This window comes from Pseudomonas sp. FP1742, from assembly GCF_030687145.1.
Taxonomy (GTDB): domain Bacteria; phylum Pseudomonadota; class Gammaproteobacteria; order Pseudomonadales; family Pseudomonadaceae; genus Aquipseudomonas; species Aquipseudomonas frederiksbergensis_D.
The window spans coordinates 2335928-2356802 of sequence record NZ_CP117460.1; the positions used below are offsets into that span (position 1 = coordinate 2335928).

Genomic DNA, 20875 nt, shown 5'->3' on the forward strand with positions numbered 1-20875 from the left:
ATGGAATGGATGAGTTGGACCGGCCCGACGGCGGCGTTCTTCGGCGTCATCGCCTTGATCCTGGTGGGCATGACGACCTGGGAGTTGCGTTCGCCAAGCATTCTTCGAAAAGGTTTTCTGCCGATTGCCACCACCCGTGGCGATCGCTTGTTTATCGGTCTTCTCGGCAGCGCCTACCTGCATTTGCTGGTAATCGGCGTCACCGACTGGAGCATCTGGATAGCGTTCGCGTTGTCCCTGGTGTGGCTGTTGGCTGTGATGCGTTGGGGCTAGTCGAATCGCTCGGCAATCGTGCTCCAAAACCTAAACAGGAGGTCTCTATGTTCGACAAAAACAATAAGCTGCGACATAGCATTTCATTGGCAGCCATGCTGGCACTCAGCGGTTTGAGCGCATCGGCGTGGGCTGATGCCTACGAAGACGCTGCGAAAAAGTGGATCGGCAGCGAGTTCAAACCGTCCACCCTGACGGCCGATCAGCAACTCGCGGAATTGAAGTGGTTCATCAAGGCGGCCGAACCGTTTCGCGGGATGGACATCAAGGTTGTCTCGGAAACCCTGACCACCCATGAATACGAGTCCAAGGTGCTGGCCAAGGCCTTCACCGAGATCACCGGCATCAAAGTTACCCACGACCTGCTGCAAGAAGGCGATGTGGTGGAAAAGCTGCAGACCGTGATGCAGTCGGACAAGAGCATCTATGACGGCTGGGTCAACGACTCGGACCTGATCGGCACCCATTTCCGTTACGGCAAGACCGAAGCCATTACCGACCTGATGGCCAATGAAGGTAAAAACTTCACCTCGCCGACCCTCGACATCAAGGACTTCATCGGCACCTCCTTCACCACCGCGCCCGATGGCAAGCTCTATCAATTGCCCGATCAACAGTTCGCCAACCTCTACTGGTTCCGCGCCGACTGGTTCGAGCGCCCGGAGCTGAAAGCCAAGTTCAAGGAAAAGTATGGCTATGAACTGGGCGTGCCGGTGAACTGGTCTGCCTATGAAGACATCGCCAAATTCTTCAGCGAAGACGTCAAGGAAATCGACGGCAAGCGGGTCTACGGGCACATGGACTACGGCAAGAAAGACCCGTCCCTGGGCTGGCGCTTTACCGATGCCTGGTTCTCCATGGCCGGCGGCGGTGACAAGGGCTTGCCCAATGGTTTGCCGGTGGATGAGTGGGGCATTCGTGTCGAAGACTGTCATCCGGTCGGCTCCAGCGTAACCCGCGGAGGCGATACCAACGGCCCGGCAGCGGTTTTTGCCACCACCAAATACGTCGACTGGCTGAAGAAATACGCGCCACCGGAAGCGGCGGGCATGACCTTCTCCGAATCCGGGCCGGTGCCGTCCCAGGGCAATATTGCCCAGCAGATTTTCTGGTACACCGCGTTCACCGCCGACATGACCAAACCGGGGCTGCCGGTGGTGAATGCCGACGGTACGCCGAAGTGGCGCATGGCGCCGTCGCCGAGAGGACCGTACTGGGAAGAGGGCATGAAGCTGGGGTATCAGGACGTGGGTTCCTGGACGTTCATGAAGTCCACGCCTGAGAAACAGAAACTCGCGGCCTGGCTGTACGCGCAGTTCGTGACCTCGAAAACCGTGTCGCTGAAGAAAACCATCGTCGGCCTGACGCCGATCCGCGAGTCGGACATCAACTCGCAAGCCATGACCGACCTGGCGCCGAAGCTCGGTGGCCTGGTCGAGTTCTATCGCAGCCCGGCGCGGGTGCAATGGACCCCGACCGGCACCAACGTACCGGACTATCCGCGTCTGGCGCAGTTGTGGTGGAGCCACATCGCCGAAGCCGCCAGCGGCGAGAAAACCCCGCAACAGGCGCTCGATGGTCTGGCCAAGGATCAGGACGCGATCATGACCCGTCTGGAACGTTCCAAGGCCCAGGCCACTTGCGCGCCGAAAATGAACGCCGAACGCGACGCGCAATACTGGTTCGACCAACCGGGCGCACCGAAGCCGAAACTGGCCAACGAGAAGCCCAAGGGTGAAACCGTGAGCTACAACGAACTGCTGAAATCGTGGGCGGATGCGCGTAAGTAATCGTCGGTAATGTGAAACGCTAACGGCACCGTAAGGTGCCGTTTTACTGTGTGCCTGTTCCACCGCCATCGCGGGCAAGCCCGCTCCCACATTTGTTATTTGCCCTGATTCAACAGAGTGGCAGCCACATGACGGATATGTAATTTGCGCGCCACCGTCATGAAAGGTTCGGATTGTTACCTTGACCTCGTTAGTTAATTAAACGAGGAATCAAACATGAAACTTGCACAACTGAGTGCGTTTGCAGCGGTGTTGGTGATGTCTTCTCTGGTCATGGCTGAAGGCGGCGGCGACAGAGCTTTCGAGAAAATGATGGTGGCCAACGACCGCTCGGTGGAGTTGTTTGTCGCGAAGGAACAGGCGCGTGGCCCCGTCGTACTGAATGAAAAGAAGGATGAAAAAACCAAAGACTTGTAAGCGTGTCGCACTGGAACTAGCCCGTCATCGAATGCCGATGGTGGGCTTTTTTTTGAGCCCGGATTTGAAGGTATTGGATATGAGCGTGAGAGCACAGAGGACCTCCACCTACATCCATGAAGATGTGGACGGGCCGGCCCCTTCGCGAGCAGGCTCCCACATTGAACCGCATTCTTTTTGACAGAACGTGGTGCCCTGTGGGAGCAAGCCTGCTCGCGATGGCGTCATTGAAAACGCCGCAAGCATTCAGGTCAGCGCCGCCAGTTGTTGAACCGTCTCCGGAAAGCGCTCAACCAGCCGGATCAGCGTTGTCGCCTGAGCATTAGGTTTCGCCCGTCCTTGCTCCCAGTTCTCCAGCGTCCGGGTGTTGGTGCGCAAGTACATCGCAAACACTGGCCGGGAGAGATTCAGTTGCTGGCGGATGCCAACCACTTCCTCTGCCGTAATCGGAGCCAGTTTGGCCAGTTTTACTTTATGCGTGCGTAGAGTGACTTTACCTTGGCGCTCATCGGCCAAGGCTTCAAACCCCTCTACCAGCTCGGAAAAAATGTCACGTTTCATCGCTCGTTCTCGCTTTGATTTCTCGATAAAGCATTTCTTTAAGCAGTTTTTTCTGTTGTGGCGTCAGATCGTCCTGCTCGTTTTTGCCATACAAGGTAAAGAACCAGAATTGGTCGAAACCGGACCACCAGTAATAAATCACCCTCAGCCCACCGCGCTTGCCCTTGTTTCGTCGCTCATCCACCACTCGAATTTTGCGTAGACCTCCGGTGCCTTCGATGACATCTCCCGCTTCCGGGTTTTGCAGCAGCTCCTGCTGGAACCGGTGATACAGATCATCATCCAGGTAGTCACTTCGATGCTTTTGAAATACGGGTAATTCGATAAAAAGAGCGTCCATGTTCTGTACGTTACCTGCGTATATTTCTATCACAAGAATCGAATAGGTCAAGGCTTCTGTTCCTGCCCAATTCGGTCAAGTCATTACGTTAAAGTCGAAGGCAGGATCGGGATGTAGGATGCGGCTGATTCACCCGGAAGGCGATTCTGGATATCTGGGAGGAAGGGGGCAAACAATAAGGGTCAAAAGCGTACGCAATACCCTGTAGCTGCCGAAGGCTGCGATCTTTTGATCTTGTCCCCCAAACGCAAAAACGGCACCCGAAGGTGCCGTTTCTGTTTTCTACCGAGTAACGCTACGCGATCAACCCGCCAACCCAGACTGTTGAACCAGGTTCAGCAGCGGTTGTGGGTACAGGCCGAGGAAGAACGCCAGTACGGCAATCGCCAGCAGCATCACACCGCCTGCACGTTGTTCCCAGTGCAGTTGCGCATCGTGGCGACGCAGGTTCGGTTCCATCAGGTACAGGGTGACCATGACACGCAGGTAGTAGAAGACGCCGATGGCGCTGCCCAGTACCAGGGAACCGACCAGCCACCATTGGTGCGACTCGACGCCGGTGGCGATGATGTAGAACTTGCCGATGAAACCCGCGGTCAGCGGGATACCGGCCAGGGACAGCATCATCACGGTCAGGACGGCGGTCAGGTACGGACGGCGCCAGAACAGGCCACGGTATTCGTACAGGGCGTCCGCGTCACGACCGTTGTACGGCGAGGACATCAGGGTGATCACACCGAACGCGCCGAGGCTGGTGATCACGTAGGTGACCAGGTACACGCCGATGGCTTCCACGGCCAGACCCTTACTCGCCACCAGAGCGATGAGCAGGTAACCGAAGTGAGCGATGGACGAGTAACCCAGCAGACGCTTGAGGTTGCTCTGGGTCAGTGCCAGCAGGTTACCGAACAGGATCGACGCAATGGCGATGATGGTCAGTACGTTGCTCAGCACACCACTGCTGGCGGCCGGCGAGATCTGGAACAGACGCACCATCACCGCGAACACAGCAACTTTCGAGGCGGTAGCCAGGAACGCAGCCACCGGTGCCGGAGCCCCTTCGTAAACGTCCGGGGTCCAGAGGTGGAACGGTACCAGCGACAGCTTGAACGCCAGGCCGATCAGCATCATACCCAGGCCCAGTTGAGCCAGAGAACTTGGCATGCCGGTGGCCGCCAGGGCCTGACCGATGCCGTTGAAGCTCAGGCTGCCGGCGTCGGCGTAGAGCAGGGCCATGCCGAACAACAGGAACGCGGAACCGGCAGCCGACAGCACCATGTACTTGATGCCGGCTTCCAGCGAGCGCTTGTTGAAGAAGGCGTAAGCCACCAGGCCGTAGACCGGTACCGAGAGCAGTTCCAGACCGACGAACAACCCGGCCAGGTGCTGCGCGCTGACCAGCACCAGGCCACCGGCGGCGGCCATCAGGATCAGCAGGTAAAGTTCTTCACGGTTGCCCGGGTAGCCCGAACCGCCATCGCCCAGGTAGGCGTGGGCGAGGGTTACACAGGCGAGGGTGGCGACCAGGATCAGCGCCATGTACAGGCAGGCGAAGGTGTCGATCTGCAGCAATGGAGTCACGGCCAGCGGCGCGACTTTCAGGGCTGGCAGGATCGACAGCAAGGCCAGGTTAAGACCTGCCACCGACAGCAGGAAGGTCTGTGAGTGGTTGCGGCGCCACGCGATAGCCAGCATCACCACGATGATCGTGGCGCTGGTGATCAACAACGGCGCAAGCGCGATAAAGTGTTGAGTCGTGAATTCCATAGCGCTCTTACCGGGCCGAAGCGAGTTGAGTGAAGGCGGTGCCGAGCCACTGCTGCACGCCATGCATCGTCGCGGCAGAGGTATCGAGGAACGGTTGCGGGTACACGCCGATGTAAAGCAGCAGTGCCGCAAGCCCAACCACCATGATCAGTTCGCGACCGTCCATGCCATGCAGCACCGCGTCGGATTTCGACGGGCCGAAGTAGGCACGGTGGATCATGATCAGCGAGTAGACCGAACCGAACACCAGGCCGGAGGTCGCGATCACGGTGACCCATGGGGCGCTGGCGAAGGTGCCGATCAGGATCAGGAACTCACCGACGAAGTTACCGGTCGCCGGCAGGCCCAGCGACGCCGCCGCGAAGAACAGGCTCAGGGCTGGCAGGTAGGCAATCTTCGACCACAGGCCACCCATCTCGCGCATATCACGGGTGTGAGTGCGCTCGTACAGCTGACCGGAGAGGATAAAGAGTGCCGCGGCCGACAGACCGTGCGCCAGCATCTGCATCACCGCGCCCTGCAGCGCCAGTTGGCTGCCGGAGTAGATGCCGATCAGTACGAAGCCCATGTGGGAAACGGACGAGAAGGCAATCAGACGCTTGATGTCGGTTTGCGCGAACGCCAGGAACGCACCATAGAAGATCCCGATCAGACCCAGGGTCATGGCGAACGGCGCGAACTCGGCCGAGGCATTCGGGAACAGCGGCAGGGCGAAGCGCAGCAGGCCGTACGCAGCAGTCTTCAGCAAGATACCGGCCAGGTCGACGGAACCCGCGGTCGGTGCCTGGGCGTGAGCGTCAGGCAGCCAGGAGTGGAACGGTACGACGGGCAGCTTGACCGCGAAGGCGATGAAGAAGCCGAGCATCAGGATGTACTCGGTGGTCTGGGACATCTTGGTTTTCAACAGATCGGCGTAGTTGAAGGTAATCACGCCAGTGTCGTTGAAGTTGACCAGTACCAGGCCCAGGATCGCCACCAACATGATCAGGCCGGAAGCCTGAGTGAAGATGAAGAACTTGGTCGCCGCGTAGATCCGGGTTTTCTTGCCGTCCGAAGAACTGTGACCCCAGAGCGCGATGAGGAAGTACATCGGCACCAGCATCATTTCCCAGAAGAAGAAGAACATGAACAGGTCGAGGGCCAGGAACACGCCAACGACACCGCCCAGGATCCACATCAGGTTCAGGTGGAAGAAGCCCACGTGACGCTGAATCTCTTTCCAGGAGCAGAGTACCGAGAGGACACCCAGCAGGCCGGTCAGCAGGATCATCAACAGCGACAGGCCGTCGAGGGCCAGGTGCACGTTGATGCCGAAGCGCTGGATCCAGACGTGTTTGAACTCAATCGCCCAGGTTGGATCGGCACCCGGTTTTGGTGCAAATGAATAGTCACCGTTGGCCCACAGCCAGAGGCCGAGGGAGAGCAGCAGGGACATGGTGATCAGCGCAATCCAGCGGGGGAGGGTGGCGCCGAAGCGCTCACCCATCCAGCACAGCAGGCCGCCGATGAAGGGGATCAGGATTAGCCATGGCAGAATCATGACGGGCTCGTTTCCTTTCGCAAGTTCGCAAGGTTCATAGTCAGACCGCTACCAGCACGACGGCGCCGATTACCAGCACGGCACCAGCAGCCATCGAGGCGGCATACCAACGCAATTGACCGGTCTCGGTGCGGCTCAGGGCGGTGTGACCGCCTTTGGCCATACGCGGGATCAGACCGATGGTCTGGTCGAGCGGGTCTTTGCGCAGAATGTGGCTGATCGCAAGGTATGGCTTGACGAACAGTTTGTCGTAGATCCAGTCGAAGCCCCAGGCGGCGAACCACCAGGCCGAAAGGAAGCGACCGACGCCGCTGTTGGCGATGGCCGTGACGAAGCGACGCTTGCCCAGGAACAGCAGCGCGGCCAGCAGGATACCGGACAGGGCGATGGCGCCCGAAGCGATTTCCAGGCTGTGCTTGGCTTCGCCACCGGCATGGCCGACGCTTTCCGGCAACACACCGTGCAGCGGTGGAACGATCATCGCGCCGACGAACGTCGACAGTACGATCAGCACCGACAGCGGCAGCCAGTGAGCAACGCCGTGACCGGCATGGGCTTCGGTCTTCGCTTCACCGTGGAACGTGATGAAGATCAGGCGGAAGGTGTACAGCGAGGTCATGAAGGCACCGACCAGACCGGCATACAGCAGGCCTTCGTTACCGCTGGCGAACGCTTCCCAGAGGATTTCATCCTTGGAGTAGAAGCCCGCGGTCACCAGAGGCAAGGCCGCCAGGGCCGCGCCGCCGACGATGAAGCTGGCGTAGGCCAGTGGCAGTTTCTTCCACAGGCCGCCCATCTTGAAGATGTTCTGCTCGTGGTGGCAGGCAACGATCACCGCACCGGATGCAAGGAACAGCAGCGCCTTGAAGAAGGCGTGGGTCATCAGGTGGAAGATCGCGCCATCCCATGCACCGACGCCCAGGGCCAGGAACATATAGCCGATCTGGCTCATGGTCGAGTAGGCGAGGATACGTTTGATGTCGGTCTGAACCAGTGCGGCAAAACCTGCCAGCACCAGCGTCACGCCACCCACGACACCTACCAGGTGCAGGATATCCGGCGCCAGTGCGAACAGGCCGTGGGTACGGGCGATCAGGTAGACACCGGCGGTTACCATGGTCGCGGCGTGGATCAGTGCCGAAACCGGCGTAGGGCCGGCCATCGCATCCGCCAGCCAGGTTTGCAGCGGCAGTTGCGCGGATTTACCGACAGCGCCGCCCAGCAGCATCAGGGTCGCCAGCACGATCCAGAAGTCGCCGGCCTTGAAGTGCTCAGGCGCCTTGACCAGCAGTTCCTGGATATTCAGCGTGCCCAACTGTTGGAACAGGATGAACAGGCCGATGGCCATGAACACGTCGCCGACCCGGGTCACGATGAAGGCTTTGAGTGCCGCGTTACCGTTGTTGCGGTTGCTGTAGTAGAAACCGATCAACAGGTACGAGCACAGGCCCACGCCTTCCCAGCCGAAGTACACGAACAGCAGGTTATCGGCCAGGACCAGGAACAGCATGCTGGCGATAAACAGGTTGGTGTAGGCGAAGAAGCGCGAGTAACCGGCTTCACCGCGCATGTACCAGGACGCGAACAGGTGGATCAGGAAGCCCACGCCCACCACCACGCCGAGCATGGTCACGGACAGACCGTCCAGGTACAGGGCGAAGTTCGGCGTAAAGCCTTCCACCGCCATCCATTGCCACAGCACCAGGGTGTAGCGGCCACCCTCGGGCGGCGCAACGTTGAATTGCCAGATCACATAAGCCGCGACGATTGCCGACAGGCCAATGGAACCGACGCCGATCAGCGCCGAGAGGTTTTCCGAGAGGCGGCCCCGGGAGAACGCCAGCAGCACAAAACCGATCAGGGGGAACAGGAAAGTCAGATAGAGAAGGTTCATCCGCGCATCTCGCTGGCAGCGTCGATATCGAGAGTGTGGAAGCGGCGATACAGCTGCAACAGAATCGCCAGGCCGATACTGGCCTCGGCGGCTGCCAGGCTGATCACCAGGATGAACATGATCTGTCCATCCGGCTGCGCCCAGCGGCTACCGGCAACGATGAACGCCAGTGCGGAGGCATTCATCATGACCTCCAGGCTCATCAGCACGAAAAGAATGTTGCGCCGGACCATCAGGCCGACCAGACCGAGGCAGAACAGGATGCCGGCGACCGCCAGACCATGCTCCAAAGGGATAGCAGGCATCGTCATTGCTCCTTGGCTTCGTTGCGGCCCAAGTGGAACGCCGTGACGGCTGCGGCGAGCAGCAGCATCGAGGCGAGTTCGACCACTAGCAGGTAAGGACCGAACAGGCTGATGCCCACGGCCTTGGCGTCTACGGTGGTGTGGCCGAGTGCCTGGCCGCTGGAGTGGCTGAACAGCACATACAGCAGCTCAGCCAGCAGCAGGGCACCGAGCGCGACCGGGCCCAGCCAGATACCGGGCTTGAGCCAGACGCGTTCTTGCTGAACCGAGGCCGGGCCCAGGTTCAGCATCATCACCACGAACACGAACAGCACCATGATGGCGCCGGCGTAGGCGATCACTTCCAGTACACCGGCAAACGGTGCGCCGAGGGCGAAGAACGTCATGGCCACGGCGATCAGCGAAATGATCAGGTAGAGCAGGGCGTGCACGGGGTTGGTGTTGGTGATCACGCGAAGCGTGGACACAACCGCGATACCCGATGCGAAATAGAAAGCGAATTCCATCTTTCTTCCTTAAGGCAGCAAGCTCTTCACGTTGATCGGTTCGGCTTCATTCTGCGCGGCGCCTTTTGGCTTACCGGCAATCGCCATACCTGCAACACGATAGAAGTTGTAATCAGGGTTTTTGCCGGGGCCGGAGATCAGCAGATCTTCTTTCTCGTAAACCAGGTCCTGACGTTTGAACTCGGCCATTTCGAAATCCGGTGTCAGCTGGATCGCGGTGGTCGGGCAGGCTTCCTCGCAGAGGCCGCAGAAAATGCAGCGCGAGAAGTTGATGCGGAAGAAGTCCGGGTACCAGCGACCGTCTTCGGTTTCAGCTTTCTGCAGCGAGATGCAACCCACCGGGCACGCCACGGCGCACAGGTTGCAGGCTACACAACGTTCTTCGCCGTCGGGGTCGCGGGTCAGGACGATACGGCCACGGAAACGCGGCGGCAGGTACACGGCTTCTTCCGGGTACTGCAGCGTGTCGCGCTTGCGGAAGGCGTGGCCGAAAATCATCACCAGGCTGCGAAGCTGGGTGAAGAAGCCATGCACGATGTCAAAAATGTACTTCATGATTCTCTATCCTCACTGAGCCGCGACGGCGGGCGTGTTGAGCAACACGATCGCAGCGGTCACCAGCATGTTGATGAGGGTCAGCGGCAGGCAGAACTTCCAGCTGAAATCCATCACTTGGTCATACCGTGGGCGCGGAATCGAGGCGCGCAACAGGATGAAGAACATGATGAAGAACGCGGTTTTCAGTGCGAACCAGATGAACGGGATCTGCGGCAGAATGTCGAACGGGCCGTGCCAGCCACCGAAGAACAAAGTCACCAGCAGTGCCGAAATCAACACGATGCCGATGTACTCGCCGACGAAGAACATGCCCCATTTCATGCCGGCGTATTCAATGTGGTAACCGTCGGCCAGTTCCTGTTCCGCTTCCGGCTGGTCGAACGGGTGACGGTGAGTCACGGCGACGCCAGCGATGAAGAAAGTCAGGAAACCGAAGATCTGCGGAATGACGAACCACATGTTCTGCGCCTGGTATTCAACGATGTCGCGCATGTTGAACGAGCCGACCTGGATCACGATGCCCATCAGCGACAGGCCCATGAACACTTCGTACGACACGGTTTGTGCCGAGGCCCGCAAGCTGCCCAGCAGGGCGAACTTGTTGTTGCTCGACCAGCCGGCGAACAGCACCGCGTAGACCGACAGACCGGCCATGGCGAAGAAGAACAGGATGCCGATGTTGATGTCCGCCACACCCCAGGTCGGGGTGATCGGGATGATCGCGAAGGCAATCAGCAAGGCGCTCATGGCCACGACCGGTGCCAGGGTGAAGATCACTTTGTCGGCGAACGGCGGGGTCCAGTCTTCCTTGAAGAACATCTTGATCATGTCGGCCGCAATCTGGAACGCGCCGAACGGGCCGACGCGGTTCGGACCGTAACGGTCCTGCCAGAGGGCGAGCAAACGACGCTCGACCCAGCTCAGCAGCGCGCCGCACACCACAACGGCGAGCAGAATCACGATGGCCTTGAGGACCGCGATGATTACGTCGATCACTTCAGGAGTGAACAAGGTCATAGCGCTGCCTCCTGCAGACCGTCAACGGATTTGCCAAAGATGGCTGGTGGAATGCCGGCGATACCTGCAGGCAATGCGACCAGACCGGCACCCAGCTCTTCGTTGATGCGCAGCGGCAGACGCAAAGTCTGGCCAGCCACGTTCAAGCTCAGCAGGGCACCGTCATTGACACCCAGGCGATCGGCTTCGGACTTGGCCAGCGACACGTAGGCGGCCGGAATGCGTTCCTGCACCGGTGCGGCTTTGGAAGAGTTTTCTTCGCTGCCGAACAGGTGGAAGAACGGTACGACCTGCCAGGTGCCTGGCGCCGGGTTGAACGCACGCGGAACACTGGCGAACCAGTTCAGCGAGTCACCGGTGCTTTCGATCAGGCGAGTGCCTGGGTCGCCAGCGCGGATGTGACCACCGACTTCATCCTGGAACTTGTTCCAGGCTTGTGGCGAGTTCCAGCCCGGCGACCAGGCGAATGGCACTTGCTGACGTGGTTCGACCGAGCCCGAGTAACCTTCCATGGAGAACGCGAATGCGGTGTCGTTGTCCTGGGAAGTACGCGGTTCGTGCACGCTGATGTCGGCGCGCATGGCGGTACGACCGGAGTAACGCAGCGGTTCGCGCGCCAGTTTCAGGCCTTTGATCCGGAATGCAGCGGACGGTGCGGCATCGACGATGCGTGCCAGTTGCGGCGTGCTTGCAGCAACGGCAGCGGTGACGTGGTCCAGTTGGGTCCAGTCGATCGGCTGGTTCAGCAGGGTCGAACGCAGGGCATGCAGCCAGCGCCAGCCTTCGCGAACCAGAATGCTCGCATCGAGGTAAGTCGGGTCGAAGACCTGGAAGAAGCGCTGGGCGCGGCCTTCCTGGCTGACCAGGGTACCGTCGCCTTCAGCGAAGCTGGCCGCTGGCAGCACCAGGTGCGCGCGATCGCTGGTGGCAGTCTTCTGATGGTCCGCCACGATCACCACTTTCGCGGCGCTCAGGGCAGCATCGACACGGGCTTTGTCGGTGCGGGTGTACAGATCGTTTTCCAGCACGACGATGGCGTCGGCCTTACCGTCGATTACAGCTTGCAGCGCTTCGTCGACCGAGTTGCCGCCGAGCATGGCCAGGCCGAGGCTGTTGGCCTCCGGCACGATCAGGCTGATGGAACCGTTCTTCTCGCGTAGCTTCAGGGCTTTGGCGATGTTCGCCGCCGCTTCGATCAGCGCCTTGGAACCCAGCGAGGTACCGGCAATGATCAGCGGACGCTTGGCGGCGAGCAGGGCGTCGGCAATGCGCTTGGCCAGAGCCAGAGCTTCGGCGTCCAGACCTTCAACGGCCGGTGCGCTGGCGTCGAGGGCGTGAGCCACGGCGAAACCGATGCGGGCCAGGTCGTCTGGTGCGGCATGAACGCATTCTTCAGCGATGTCGTCGAGCTTGGTTTCAGCCAGGCTGGCGATGAACAGCGGGTTCAGCTCGTGCTGGCCGATATTCTTCACCGCAGCGTCGAGCCACGGCTGAACGCGCATGGCGTCGGCCATGTCTTCGGCCTTGCCCTTGACCGATTGACGCAGGGCCAGGGCCATGCGCGCAGCGGTCTGGGTCAGGTCTTCGCCGAGGACGAAAATCGCATCGTGGTCTTCGATGTCGCGCATGTTCGGGATCGGCAGCGGGCTGTCTTTGAGCACCTGCATGACCAGACGAATGCGTTCCAGCTCCGAAGCTTCGATACCGGAGTAGAAGTGCTCGGCGCCGACCAGTTCCAGCAACGCGTAGTTGCTTTCGAGGCTGGCGCGCGGCGAACCGATACCGACGATGTTGCGACCGCGTAGCAGGTCGGCGGCTTTATCCAGCGCTTCGTCCAGGCTCAGTTTCACGCCGTTGGCCAGCAGTGGCTGACGCGGGCGGTCTTCGCGGTTGACATAGCCGTAGCCGAAACGGCCACGGTCGCACAGGAAGTACTGGTTCACCGAACCGTTGAAGCGGTTTTCGATGCGACGCAGTTCGCCGTAGCGCTCACCCGGAGAGATGTTGCAACCGCTGGAGCAGCCATGGCAGATGCTCGGCGAGAACTGCATGTCCCACTTGCGGTTGTAGCGCTCGGAGTGAGTCTTGTCGGTGAACACACCGGTCGGGCAGACCTCGGTGAGGTTGCCGGAGAACTCGCTTTCCAGGGTGCCGTCTTCAACGCGACCGAAGTACACGTTGTCGTGAGCACCGAATACGCCGAGGTCGGTGCCGCCGGCGTAGTCCTTATAGAAGCGCACGCAGCGGTAGCAGGCGATGCAGCGGTTCATTTCGTGGGAAATGAACGGGCCCAGTTGCTGGTTCTGGTGGGTACGCTTGGTGAAGCGATAACGGCGCTCGTTGTGGCCGGTCATCACCGTCATGTCTTGCAGGTGGCAGTGACCGCCTTCCTCACAGACCGGGCAGTCGTGAGGGTGGTTGGTCATCAGCCATTCGACGACGCTGGCGCGAAACACTTTCGCTTCTTCGTCGTCGATGGAGATCCAGCTGCCGTCGGTAGCTGGCGTCATGCACGACATGACGATCCGACCACGCTTGTCGTTCTCGTCGGTGTACTGCTTGACCGCGCACTGGCGGCAAGCGCCAACGCTGCCAAGGGCTGGGTGCCAGCAGAAATAAGGGATATCGAGGCCTAGCGACAGACATGCCTGTAACAGGTTGTCTGCCCCATCGACTTCGAGCTCTTTGCCGTCTACGTGGATAGTGGCCATGGTTCAAAGTTCTTCGTTGGCCCGGTGTCAGCGGGCGTGGCTAATGGAATCTTGTTATCCGTCCAAATCCAAACAGCCTCGAAAGGCGTCATCGGACGAAAGGCGAACGGCACGGACCGTTCGCCTTTTTTAAAGCGTTAAGCGCCGACTACGATCGGCTTTGCCAGAGGCGGGACGACGGCGCGGGTAGGCGCGATGCCGGCTTCGAACTCTGGACGGAAGTATTTGATGGCACTGCCCAACGGCTCCACGGCACCCGGTGCGTGAGCACAGAAGGTCTTGCCCGGGCCGAGGAAACCGACCAGACCCAGCAGGGTCTCGATATCGCCGGCTTGCCCTTCACCGTTCTCGATCGCGCGCAGCAGCTTGACGCTCCACGGCAGACCGTCACGGCACGGGGTGCAGAAGCCGCAGGATTCACGGGAGAAGAACTCTTCCATGTTGCGCAGCAACGACACCATGTTGACGCTGTCGTCCACCGCCATGGCCAGGCCGGTACCCATACGGGTGCCCACCTTGGCGATGCCGCCGGCGTACATTTGTGCGTCCAGGTGTTCCGGCAACAGGAAGCCGGTACCGGCGCCGCCTGGCTGCCAGCACTTGAGCTTGTAACCGTCGCGCATGCCGCCGGCGTAGTCTTCGAACAGCTCGCGACCGGTGACGCCGAACGGCAATTCCCACAGGCCCGGATTCTTGACCTTGCCGGAGAAGCCCATGAGCTTGGTGCCCATGTCTTCGCTGCCTTCACGGGCCAACGATTTGTACCAGTCCACGCCGTCGGCAATGATCGCCGGCACGTTGCACAGGGTTTCGACGTTGTTCACGCAAGTCGGCTTGCCCCACACGCCTACGGCGGCAGGGAAGGGCGGCTTGGAACGCGGGTTGGCGCGGCGGCCTTCGAGGGAGTTGATCAGTGCGGTTTCTTCACCGCAGATGTAACGCCCGGCACCGGTGTGGACGAACAGCTCGAAATCGAAGCCGCTGCCCAGGATGTTCTTGCCCAGCAGGCCCGCTGCCTTGGCTTCTTCCACGGCACGGTTCAGGTGCTTGGCGGCGGTGGTGTATTCGCCACGCAGGAAGATGTAGCCACGGTAGGTTTTCAGCGCGCGAGCACTGATCAGCATGCCTTCGATCAGCAGATGGGGCAGTTGCTCCATCAGCATGCGGTCTTTCCAGGTGTTCGGCTCCATTTCATCCGCGTTGCACAGCAGGTAGCGGATATTGATGGATTCGTCCTTGGGCATCAGGCCCCACTTCACGCCCGTGGGGAAGCCTGCACCGCCGCGACCCTTGAGGCCGGAGTCTTTCACGGTCTGGACGATGTCGTCCTGGGCCATGTCGGCGAAGGCCTTGCGTGCAGCGGCGTAACCGTTCTTGGCCTGGTACTCGTCGAGCCATACGGCTTCGCCATCGTCACGCAGACGCCAGGTGAGCGGGTGAGTCTCGGCCGAACGCTTGATGCGGTTGGCAGGACCGAAGGAAGTCAGGGTCATACGTAGCCCTCGAGCAATTTGGCAACGCCGGCAGGCTGCACATCACCGAATGTGTCGTCGTCGATCATCAACGCCGGCGCCTTGTCACAGTTGCCGAGGCAGCAGACCGGCAGCAGGGTGAAGCGACCGTCGGCGGTGGTCTGGCCCAGGCCGATGCCCAGCTTGCTCTGGATTTCGCTGACCACCGATTCATGGCCGCCGATGTAGCAGACCATGCTGTCGCAGACGCGAATGATGTGACGGCCGACCGGCTGACGGAAGATCTGGCTATAGAAAGTAGCCACCCCTTCAACGTCGCTGGCCGGGATGCCAAGGATTTCGCCGATGGCGTAGAGCGCGCCATCAGGCACCCAGCCACGTTCCTTCTGGACGATCTTCAGGGCTTCGATCGACGCCGCGCGCGGGTCTTCGTAGTGATGCAGCTCGTGCTCGATGGCCGAGCGCTCGGTTTCGCTGAGGGCGAAACGGTCTGTCAGGATAAGCGTGCTGTTCATGCTTAACGGTCCACGTCGGCCATAACGAAATCGATACTACCCAGGTACGCGATCAAGTCCGCGACCATGCTGCCTTTGATCACCGAAGGGATCTGCTGCAGGTGCGGGAAGCTTGGGGTACGAATCCGGGTGCGGTAGCTCATGGTGCCGCCATCGCTCGTCAGGTAATAACTGTTGATGCCCTTGGTCGCTTCGATCATCTGGAAGGATTCGTTGGCCGGCATGACCGGGCCCCACGAAACTTGCAGGAAGTGCGTGATCAGGGTCTCGATGTGCTGCAGCGTGCGCTCTTTGGGCGGCGGCGTGGTCAGCGGGTGATCCGCCTTGTACGGGCCTTCCGGCATGTTGCGCAGGCACTGCTCGATGATCTTGATGCTCTGGCGCATTTCTTCGACGCGAACGATGCAACGGTCGTAGGCATCGCCATTGGCCGCCAGCGGGACTTCGAATTCGAAGTTCTCGTAGCCGGAGTAGGGGCGAGCTTTACGCAGGTCGAAATTGCAACCGGTCGAACGCAGGCCAGCACCGGTGACGCCCCATTCCAGGGCTTCCTTGGTGTTGTAGGCGGCGACGCCGATGGTCCGGCCACGCAGGATGCTGTTGTCCAGTGCGGCTTTCTGGTATTCGTCCAGACGCTTGGGCATCCACTCGACGAAATCCTTGACCAGTTTTTCCCAGCCGCGCGGCAGGTCGTGGGCGACGCCACCGATGCGGTACCAGGCCGGGTGCAGGCGGAAACCGGTAATGGCTTCGATCACCGTGTACGCCTTCTGGCGGTCGGTGAAGGTGAAGAACACCGGAGTCATGGCGCCGACGTCCTGGATGTAAGTCCCCAGGAACAGCAGGTGGCTGGTGATCCGGAAGAACTCGGCCATCATGATGCGGATGACGTCGACCTTCTCGGGCACCTTGATGCCGGCCAGCTTCTCGACCGAGAGCACGTACGGCAGGTTGTTCATCACGCCGCCGAGGTAGTCGATACGGTCGGTGTACGGAATGAAGCTGTGCCAGGACTGGCGCTCGGCCATCTTCTCGGCACCACGGTGGTGGTAACCGACGTCCGGTACGCAGTCGACGATCTCTTCGCCGTCCAGCTGCAGGATGATGCGGAACGCACCGTGGGCCGAAGGGTGGTTCGGGCCGAGGTTGAGGAACATGTAGTCCTCGTTCGGGCCGGAACGCTTCATGCCCCAGTCTTCAGGTTTGAAGCGCGCGGCTTCTTCCTCGAGCTGTTGCTTGGCCAGGGTCAGGCTGAACGGATCGAATTCGGTGGCACGGGCCGGGAAGTCCTTGCGCAGCGGGTGACCTTCCCAGGTCGGCGGCATCATGATGCGGCTCAGGTGCGGGTGGCCGGCAAAGTGGATGCCGTACATGTCCCACACTTCACGCTCGTACCAGTTGGCGTTCGGCCAGATGCTGGTGACGGTCGGCAAGCTGAGGTCGCTCTCGGACAACGCGACCTTGATCATTACGTCACTATTACGTTCGATCGACATCAAGTGATAGAACACTGTGAAGTCGGCGCCGCTTGGCAGCCCTTGACGCTTGGTGCGCAGACGCTCGTCCACGCCGTGCAGGTCATAGAGCATGACGTACGGCTTGGGCAGGTTGCGCAGGAAGGTCAGGACTTCGACGAGTTTGGCACGGGCAACCCACAGCACCGGCATGCCGGTGCGGGTAGTCTGGGCGGTGAACGCCTCAGGGCCAAAACGGTTGTTCAGTTCGACGACCACATCCTGGTCGTCTGCCTTGTAAGGCGGGATGTACAGAGCACTGCCTGTAGTCATGGTTATTTATCGCTTTCGGTCAACGTAAAGAATGAAGCCAGTTTCTCGTTTCTTTGTAAGAACAGATCTGGATCAGACTTCGTCGGGGCTGCGCAGGTTGGTTACCTGAATACGCTGTTCGCGGCGCTGTTCCTTTTGCGAAGGCATCTCGGCGCGGTAAACGCCTTGATCGCCAACGACCCAGGAAAGTGGGCGACGCTCCTGGCCAATCGACTCCTGCAACAGCATCAAGCCTTGCAGGAAAGCTTCAGGGCGGGGCGGGCAGCCAGGCACGTAGACGTCCACGGGCAGGAACTTGTCCACCCCTTGAACGACGGAGTAGATGTCGTACATGCCACCGGAGTTGGCGCACGAACCCATGGAGATAACCCATTTAGGTTCGAGCATTTGCTCGTAGAGACGCTGAATGATCGGCGCCATCTTGATGAAGCAGGTACCGGCGATAACCATGAAATCCGCCTGACGCGGCGATGCCCGGATCACCTCGGCGCCAAAGCGCGCGATGTCGTGGGGCGCCGTGAAGGCGGTAGTCATTTCCACGTAGCAGCACGAAAGACCGAAGTTATACGGCCACAAGGAGTTCTTGCGCCCCCAGTTGATCGTGCCGTTGAGCACGTCTTCGAGCTTGCCCATGAAGATGTTTTTGTGGACTTGATCTTCTAACGGATCGGAAACGGTTTCCCGTTGGCCAATCGGATACTGCTCGTTAGGAGCATCGGGGTCGATCCTGGTGAGATTGTATTGCATTGCCAAAGCCTCATTGTTTCAGCTTCGCTTGCCGCTTACGACGAGCTTCCGGAGCCCAGTCAAGGGCGCCCACTCGGAATAGGTAGACAAGACCTGCCAACAGAATTGCTATGAAAACGAGAGCTTCGACGAATCCGGTCCAGCCGCTTTCGCGGACGGACACAGACCAGGCAAAGAGAAAGAGGGCTTCGATATCGAAGATCACGAAGAGCATCGCGACCAGATAGAATTTGGCTGAGAGCCGCAAGCGGGCGCCACCTGTAGGTAGCATGCCGGACTCGAACGGTTCGTTTTTGCTGCGGCCCCAGGCTTTTGACCCGAGGAGGCTGGAGACGCCGAGCATGAAGGCGCAAAGGCCGCCGACACCCAGAAGGAAAATGGCAAAGCCCCAGTTGTGGGCCATGAGTCCGGTCGCTTCGGGCATGCTGGTAATCCTTAACAGAGAGCAAAGGTCTCTGAGCTTGAAAAGAAACAAAGCAGTGACGATATGTCGCAGCAATCAATCGCGCTGATTTTATGGCTAAACACCGAGCAAGTAAAATTCAGATAGCGAAATTATTTACAGGAATAAGGACATAGCACACCTCCAAAGCCCTGTAGCCCATGCGGTTCGGGCATTAGCGGGGGTTTTGTCAATTATGTTTTGTAGGGAATGTAACGAACATAGTTGCCGCTAAATGATAATCAGTATTATTTGGTGCGGTTTTCAAACTGTTTAACGGGCAGCGGTTCGGGAAGTTGTCTTATAAGTGCGTTACTGCAAGTAGCACGCGGGGTGTTTTTACCTTGTTTGCGTGATCGCGAAATTGCTCTGGATCAACGTTTTTCCTGGGGGCGCCATCGGCCCCTGTGGGAGCGGGCTTGCCCGCGAATGCGGTGGGTCAGTCGACATCAATGTTGGAAGATGGGCCGCCTTCGCGAGCAAGCCCGCTCCCATAGGGTTCGGTGGTGTTCATGGTATCGCAGGCAAAAAAACGCCCCGAACCAGTCGGGGCGTCAGATGGGCGGCTTTGCGGTTAGCTTTTATTCGGTCCGCAAGGGCCGTTTGCTTACACGAAGTAGATCAGTGGAACTGTTCTTCTTCGGTCGAACCGGTCAGCGCGGTCACCGAAGACGTGCCACCCTGGATCACGGTGGTCATGTCGTCGAAGTAGCCGGTGCCCACTTCCTGCTGGTGAGCCACGAAGGTGTAACCCTTGGCGGCATCGGCGAACTCTTGCTCTTGCAGCTTCACGTAGGCGGTCATGTCGTTGCGGGCGTAGTCGTGCGCCAGGTTGAACATGCTGTGCCACATGTTGTGAATGCCGGCCAGGGTGATGAACTGGTGCTTGTAACCCATGGCGGACAGTTCGCGCTGGAACTTGGCGATGGTCGCGTCGTCCAGGTTTTTCTTCCAGTTGAAGGAAGGCGAGCAGTTGTACGACAGCAGTTGGTCCGGGTATTCCTTTTTGATCGCTTCGGCGAAACGACGGGCTTCGTCCAGATCCGGCTTGGCGGTTTCACACCAGATAAGGTCGGCGTACGGCGCGTAGGCCAGGCCGCGAGCGATGGCCTGGTCGAGGCCGGCGCGCACTTTGTAGAAGCCTTCCTGAGTACGTTCGCCAGTCACGAACGGCTGGTCGTACGGGTCGCAGTCGGAGGTCAGCAAATCAGCCGCGTTGGCGTCGGTACGGGCCAGGATGATGGTCGGGGTACCGGCAACGTCAGCCGCCAGACGGGCAGCGGTCAGCTTCTGTACGGCTTCCTGGGTCGGAACCAGTACCTTGCCGCCCATGTGGCCGCATTTTTTCACGGAAGCCAGTTGGTCTTCGAAGTGAACGCCGGCAGCGCCTGCTTCGATCATGCTCTTCATCAGCTCGTAAGCGTTCAGTACGCCGCCGAAACCGGCTTCAGCGTCCGCCACGATCGGCGCGAAGTAGTCGATGTAGCCTTCGTCGCCCGGGTTTTTGCCGGCTTTCCACTGGATCTGGTCGGCACGACGGAACGAGTTGTTGATGCGCTTGACCACGGTTGGAACCGAATCCACCGGGTACAGCGACTGGTCCGGGTACATCGATTCGGCGGAGTTGTTGTCCGCAGCCACTTGCCAGCCCGACAGGTAGATCGCCTGGATGCCGGCCTTGACTTGCTGTACCGCCTGGCCACCGGTCAGGGCGCCCATGCAGTTAACGAAATCTTTCTCGGGGCGGAAGGATGGCTTGGCGCCCTGGGTCACCAGGTTCCAGAGCTTCTCGGCGCCCATTTTTGCAAAGGTGTGCTCAGGTTGAACCGAGCCACGCAGACGGACGACGTCAGCAGCGGAGTAATTGCGCTTCACGCCTTTCCAGCGTGGGTTTTCAGCCCAGTCTTTTTCGAGGGCTGCAATTTGCTGTTCGCGTGTCAGTGCCATGGAGATAAACCTCGTCGCGTCTTTAATCGAAAATGGTTCTGGGTGAACAATTCCTGCGTGCCAAATACGCTCATTCAGTTGGGGCGTACATGGCTGCTCGCTGACCAGAAGCTTAGGCGGTCAAGTCGGGTTCGGCGGGGATGGCGACGGGATGAACGATGGGCTCGAGGGGGAAGTGAGCAGGTAAGGGCGAACTGGCGAGCGCGTTCGGGCGTCGTGGGCCTTGGTGCGAACTTCAGTGTGGAGCCGGGTTACCTAATTACGCTTCCGTCCCTCGGGACAACTT

19 protein-coding genes are annotated in these 20875 nt (G+C 59.7%); 3 read left to right on the forward strand and 16 right to left on the reverse strand.

Annotation, left to right across the window (positions count from 1 at the left end):
• The 3 genes from PSH64_RS10390 (at position 1) to PSH64_RS10400 (ending at position 2480) form a co-directional block, all read left to right on the forward strand.
• On the forward strand, positions 1-273 hold the full coding sequence (locus PSH64_RS10390; RefSeq protein WP_105343964.1) for a DUF2160 domain-containing protein: 273 nt from the start codon (positions 1-3) through the stop codon (positions 271-273).
• A 47-nt stretch (positions 274-320) separates the two neighbouring features.
• Entirely contained in the window at positions 321-2063 is a 1743-nt protein-coding gene (locus tag PSH64_RS10395; RefSeq protein WP_105343962.1) for an ABC transporter substrate-binding protein, read from the forward strand.
• 216 nt (positions 2064-2279) lie between these two features.
• Positions 2280-2480, forward strand: a complete 201-nt coding sequence (locus PSH64_RS10400; RefSeq protein WP_305480604.1) for a co-regulatory protein PtrA N-terminal domain-containing protein — start codon at positions 2280-2282, stop codon at positions 2478-2480.
• A 246-nt stretch (positions 2481-2726) separates the two neighbouring features.
• Here the strand turns inward: PSH64_RS10400 and PSH64_RS10405 are convergent, their stop codons facing one another.
• The 16 genes from PSH64_RS10405 to aceA all read right to left on the reverse strand — a co-directional run bounded on the left by PSH64_RS10405 (position 2727) and on the right by aceA (position 20589).
• Entirely contained in the window at positions 2727-3041 is a 315-nt protein-coding gene (locus PSH64_RS10405) for a DNA-binding transcriptional regulator (protein WP_030130910.1), read from the reverse strand.
• A complete protein-coding gene (locus PSH64_RS10410) occupies positions 3031-3381 on the reverse strand; it encodes a toxin (RefSeq protein WP_305481134.1) in 351 nt (116 codons plus the stop codon). Before PSH64_RS10410 ends, PSH64_RS10405 begins: the two co-directional genes overlap by 11 nt.
• Before the next feature lie 303 nt (positions 3382-3684).
• Positions 3685-5148 carry an NADH-quinone oxidoreductase subunit NuoN gene (gene nuoN, locus PSH64_RS10415; protein ID WP_105343958.1) on the reverse strand — a complete coding sequence of 488 codons (1464 nt, stop codon included), beginning with the start codon at positions 5146-5148 and terminating at the stop codon, positions 3685-3687.
• Positions 5149-5155: 7 nt separating this feature from the next.
• Complete coding sequence (gene nuoM / locus PSH64_RS10420) at positions 5156-6688, reverse strand: NADH-quinone oxidoreductase subunit M (RefSeq protein WP_105343956.1); 1533 nt, start codon at positions 6686-6688, stop codon at positions 5156-5158.
• A 40-nt stretch (positions 6689-6728) separates the two neighbouring features.
• Positions 6729-8582 (reverse strand): NADH-quinone oxidoreductase subunit L, encoded by a 1854-nt coding sequence (nuoL, locus tag PSH64_RS10425; RefSeq protein WP_305480605.1) that lies wholly within the window; start codon positions 8580-8582, stop codon positions 6729-6731.
• Complete coding sequence (nuoK, locus tag PSH64_RS10430; RefSeq protein WP_007940879.1) at positions 8579-8887, reverse strand: NADH-quinone oxidoreductase subunit NuoK; 309 nt, start codon at positions 8885-8887, stop codon at positions 8579-8581. Before nuoK ends, nuoL begins: the two co-directional genes overlap by 4 nt.
• Before the next feature lie 2 nt (positions 8888-8889).
• Positions 8890-9393, reverse strand: coding sequence for an NADH-quinone oxidoreductase subunit J (nuoJ, locus tag PSH64_RS10435; protein ID WP_105343952.1), 504 nt, complete (start codon positions 9391-9393; stop codon positions 8890-8892).
• A 9-nt stretch (positions 9394-9402) separates the two neighbouring features.
• On the reverse strand, positions 9403-9948 hold the full coding sequence (nuoI, locus tag PSH64_RS10440; protein ID WP_219847839.1) for an NADH-quinone oxidoreductase subunit NuoI: 546 nt from the start codon (positions 9946-9948) through the stop codon (positions 9403-9405).
• 12 nt (positions 9949-9960) lie between these two features.
• Complete coding sequence (gene nuoH / locus PSH64_RS10445; RefSeq protein ID WP_105343949.1) at positions 9961-10968, reverse strand: NADH-quinone oxidoreductase subunit NuoH; 1008 nt, start codon at positions 10966-10968, stop codon at positions 9961-9963.
• Positions 10965-13679: an NADH-quinone oxidoreductase subunit NuoG gene (gene nuoG, locus PSH64_RS10450; RefSeq protein WP_105343947.1), complete on the reverse strand. Its 2715-nt coding sequence runs from the start codon at positions 13677-13679 to the stop codon at positions 10965-10967. The genes nuoH and nuoG overlap by 4 nt, the downstream gene beginning before the upstream one ends.
• 137 nt (positions 13680-13816) lie before the next feature.
• Entirely contained in the window at positions 13817-15172 is a 1356-nt protein-coding gene (gene nuoF, locus PSH64_RS10455) for an NADH-quinone oxidoreductase subunit NuoF (protein ID WP_105343946.1), read from the reverse strand.
• On the reverse strand, positions 15169-15666 hold the full coding sequence (gene nuoE, locus PSH64_RS10460) for an NADH-quinone oxidoreductase subunit NuoE (protein ID WP_007905058.1): 498 nt from the start codon (positions 15664-15666) through the stop codon (positions 15169-15171). The genes nuoF and nuoE overlap by 4 nt, the downstream gene beginning before the upstream one ends.
• A 2-nt stretch (positions 15667-15668) precedes the next feature.
• Positions 15669-17453 (reverse strand): NADH-quinone oxidoreductase subunit C/D, encoded by a 1785-nt coding sequence (nuoC, locus tag PSH64_RS10465; protein WP_105343944.1) that lies wholly within the window; start codon positions 17451-17453, stop codon positions 15669-15671.
• Positions 17454-17525: 72 nt separating this feature from the next.
• Positions 17526-18200, reverse strand: a complete 675-nt coding sequence (locus PSH64_RS10470; protein ID WP_007940869.1) for an NADH-quinone oxidoreductase subunit B family protein — start codon at positions 18198-18200, stop codon at positions 17526-17528.
• Positions 18201-18210: 10 nt separating this feature from the next.
• Positions 18211-18624: an NADH-quinone oxidoreductase subunit A gene (locus PSH64_RS10475; RefSeq protein WP_007905050.1), complete on the reverse strand. Its 414-nt coding sequence runs from the start codon at positions 18622-18624 to the stop codon at positions 18211-18213.
• Between the two features lie 639 nt (positions 18625-19263).
• Positions 19264-20589, reverse strand: coding sequence for an isocitrate lyase (gene aceA, locus PSH64_RS10480; protein WP_105343942.1), 1326 nt, complete (start codon positions 20587-20589; stop codon positions 19264-19266).
• Positions 20590-20875: the final 286 nt, after the last annotated feature.